This window comes from Levilactobacillus koreensis JCM 16448 (genome assembly GCF_001435525.1).
GTDB lineage: Bacteria > Bacillota > Bacilli > Lactobacillales > Lactobacillaceae > Levilactobacillus > Levilactobacillus koreensis.
In genome coordinates this window covers 1-3,097 of record NZ_AZDP01000012.1, presented here as the reverse complement: position 1 = coordinate 3,097, position 3,097 = coordinate 1, and the positions used below count along the sequence as shown (strand labels likewise).

The following is a 3,097-nucleotide window of genomic DNA, read 5'->3' as shown; positions in this document are numbered from 1 at the left end:
TTGTTCTTTGAAAACTAGATATTATCAATTATTTTCTTATTAATTATTTTTATTAAAGATAATTAAACCGAGAACACCGCGTATTTTGAGTTTTTTAATTAGTTTGTAAATATCGCTAATACTCAATTAATCAACGATTACGACGTAATCGTTAGGTTAAGTTATGAAGGGCGCATGGTGGATGCCTTGGTACTAGGAGCCGATGAAGGACGGGACTAACACCGATATGCTTCGGGGAGCTGTACGTAAGCTTTGATCCGGAGATTTCCGAATGGGGAAACCCAGCTATCTTAATCGATAGTTACAACTTAGGGAATACATACTTAAGTTGAGGCAGACGTGGGGAACTGAAACATCTAAGTACCCACAGGAAGAGAAAGAAAAATCGATTCCCTAAGTAGCGGCGAGCGAACGGGGAACAGCCCAAACCAACGAGCTTGCTCGTTGGGGTTGTAGGACTGAACATTTGAGTTACCAAAGTCAATGATAATCGAAGTGTCTGGGAAGGCACGGCATAGCGGGTGATACCCCCGTAGATGAAATCGTTGACCCTCAGTTCAGGATCCTGAGTACGGCCACACACGTGAAACGTGGTCGGAATCCGGGAGGACCATCTCCCAAGGCTAAATACTCCCTAGTGACCGATAGTGAACCAGTACCGTGAGGGAAAGGTGAAAAGCACCGCGGAAGCGGAGTGAAATAGTTCCTGAAACCATGTGCCTACAATTAGTTAGAGCCCGTTAATGGGTGATAGCGTGCCTTTTGTAGAATGAACCGGCGAGTTACGTTAATTTGCAAGGTTAAGGTGTAAAGACCGGAGCCGTAGCGAAAGCGAGTCTGAAACGGGCGTTTCAGTAAGTTGATGTAGACCCGAAACCAGGTGACCTATCCATGTCCAGGTTGAAGGTGCGGTAAAGCGCACTGGAGGACCGAACCCGTGTATGTTGAAAAATGCTGGGATGAGGTGTGGATAGCGGTGAAATTCCAAACGAACTTGGAGATAGCTGGTTCTCTCCGAAATAGCTTTAGGGTTAGCCTCGGAATTAAGAATCGTGGAGGTAGAGCCACTGTTTGGACTAGGGGCCCGTCATGGGTTACTGAATTCAGATAAACTCCGAATGCCACTGATTTATATCCGGGAGTCAGACGACGAGTGATAAGATCCGCCGTCGAAAGGGGAACAGCCCAGACCATCAATTAAGGTCCCTAAATACATGCTGAGTGGAAAAGGATGTGGAGTTGCATAGACAGCTAGGATGTTGGCTCAGAAGCAGCCACCATTTAAAGAGTGCGTAATAGCTCACTAGCCGAGTGATCCTGCGCCGAAAATTTACCGGGGCTAAGCATGTTACCGAAATTATGGATGTGACCAATAGGTCACGTGATAGGAGAGCGTTCTAAGGGCAATGAAGCCAGATCGTAAGGACTGGTGGAGCGCTTAGAAGTGAGAATGCCGGTATGAGTAGCGAAAGATCAGTGAGAATCTGATCCACCGAATGACTAAGGTTTCCTGGGGAAGGCTCGTCCTCCCAGGGTTAGTCGGGACCTAAGCCGAGGCTGAGAAGCGTAGGCGATGGATAACAGGTTGATATTCCTGTACTAGTTAATCATGTTTGAACGATGGAGGGACGCAGTAGGCTACGGTATGCGCACGATTGGAAATGTGCGTTCAAGCGTCAAGTCTGGTGATGAGTCAAATGCTTATCGCTAAGGACAAGGCGTTACGAGGACCGAATTTTAGTAGGGAAGTACCAGACGTCACACTGCCGAGAAAAGCTTCTAGTTAGTGATTAATTACCCGTACCGCAAACCGACACAGGTAGTCGAGGAGAGTATCCTAAGGTGAGCGAGTGAACTCTTGTTAAGGAACTCGGCAAAATGACCCCGTAACTTCGGGAGAAGGGGTGCTACACGCAAGTGTAGCCGCAGTGAAAAGGCCCAGGCGACTGTTTATCAAAAACACAGGTTTCTGCAAAATCGTAAGATGACGTATAGGGGCTGACGCCTGCCCGGTGCTGGAAGGTTAAGTGGATGAGTTAGCTTCGGCGAAGCCCAGAAATGAAGCCCCAGTAAACGGCGGCCGTAACTATAACGGTCCTAAGGTAGCGAAATTCCTTGTCGGGTAAGTTCCGACCCGCACGAAAGGCGTAACGATCTGGGCACTGTCTCAACAAGAGACTCGGTGAAATTATATTACCTGTGAAGATGCAGGTTACCCGCGACAGGACGGAAAGACCCCATGGAGCTTTACTGTAGCTTGATATTGGGTGTTGACACAGCTTGTACAGGATAGGTCGGAGCCGTAGAACTCGGAACGCTAGTTTCGAGTGAGGCGCTGGTGGGATACGACCCTCGCTGTGTGAACACTCTAACCCGCACCACTAATCGTGGTGGGAGACAGTGTCAGGTAGGCAGTTTGACTGGGGCGGTCGCCTCCTAAAAAGTAACGGAGGCGCCCAAAGGTTCTCTCAGAATGGTTGGAAATCATTCATCGAGTGTAAAGGCAGAAGAGAGCTTGACTGCGAGACAGACAGGTCGAGCAGGGACGAAAGTCGGGCTTAGTGATCCGGTGGTACCGTATGGAAGGGCCATCGCTCAACGGATAAAAGCTACCCTGGGGATAACAGGCTTATCTCCCCCAAGAGTCCACATCGACGGGGAGGTTTGGCACCTCGATGTCGGCTCATCGCATCCTGGGGCTGTAGTCGGTCCCAAGGGTTGGGCTGTTCGCCCATTAAAGCGGTACGCGAGCTGGGTTCAGAACGTCGTGAGACAGTTCGGTCCCTATCCGTCGCGGGCGTAGGAAATTTGAGAGGAGCTGTCCTTAGTACGAGAGGACCGGGATGGACATACCGCTGGTGTACCAGTTGTGCCGCCAGGCGCATCGCTGGGTAGCTATGTATGGATGAGATAAACGCTGAAAGCATCTAAGTGTGAAACTCGCCTCGAGATGAGATTTCCCATTCCTATATGGAAGTAAGACCCCTGAAAGATGATCAGGTAGATAGGCTGGAAGTAGCAGCGCCGTGAGGCGTGGAGCGGACCAGTACTAATCGGTCGAGGACTTAACCAAGTTGTAAAACGTGGTGTTCTCAAG

Annotated in this window: 1 rRNA gene; it reads left to right on the top strand. The window is 49.4% G+C overall.

Annotated features, from left to right (window positions below):
- Window positions 1-154 precede the first annotated feature (154 nt).
- A 23S ribosomal RNA gene (locus FC99_RS00630) occupies window positions 155-3,073 on the top strand.
- The last annotated feature ends 24 nt before the right edge of the window (window positions 3,074-3,097 follow it).